This is a genomic window from Pseudomonas sp. K5002, assembly GCF_013386655.1.
In the GTDB taxonomy this organism is placed as follows: Bacteria; Pseudomonadota; Gammaproteobacteria; order Pseudomonadales; family Pseudomonadaceae; genus Aquipseudomonas.
In genome coordinates this window covers 1-593 of the sequence record NZ_JACARK010001329.1, presented here as the reverse complement: position 1 = coordinate 593, position 593 = coordinate 1, and the positions used below count along the sequence as shown (strand labels likewise).

The 593-nt window shown below is 65.1% G+C and carries 1 protein-coding gene; it reads right to left on the bottom strand.

All coding sequences use genetic code 11. The annotated features are described in order from the left end of the window. The coding region (locus HX846_RS36105; protein WP_178967332.1) for a TolC family protein at positions 1–593 on the bottom strand (593 nt) is incomplete at both ends.

Sequence of the window (593 nt, the reverse complement as noted above, 5' to 3'; positions counted from 1 at the left end):
TGTTGGCGTTGGCCGCCTTGAGGTTGTACTCGGCCTGCAGGATGTCGGGACGACGTTGCAGCAGGTCCGATGGCAGGCCGGCCGGTACTTCGCTCAACAGGTCATCAGCCAATGGCCGGCTGACGATGTTCGCCGGCAGGCCGGTACCCAGCAGCAGGGTCAGGTTGTTTTCGTCCTGGGCCACCTGGCGGGTATAACGCGCCAGTGCAACCCGGGCGTTTTCCACCGAGGTACGGGCCTGGCTCAGGTCCAGGGCCGAAGCCACGCCGACTTCATTGCTGCGCGAGGTCAGTTTGAAGCTCTGCTCGTACGCGCCCAGGGTGTCCTGGGTGAGCTTGAGCAGCTCCTTGTCGGCCTGCCAGGTCAGGTAGGCGTTGGCCACGCTGGCCACCAGGCTGATCTGGGTGGTGCGACGCGCTTCTTCGGTCGCGAAGTATTGTTGCAGCGCTTGTTCGCTCAGGCTGCGTACGCGGCCGAACAGGTCCAGCTCATAAGAACTGATCCCGAGGCCCGCCGAGTATTGGCTGGTGATGCCCGCTTCGCCGGTCTGCGACAGCTTGGCCGGGGTGCGCGTACGGCTGCCGCTGCCCGTG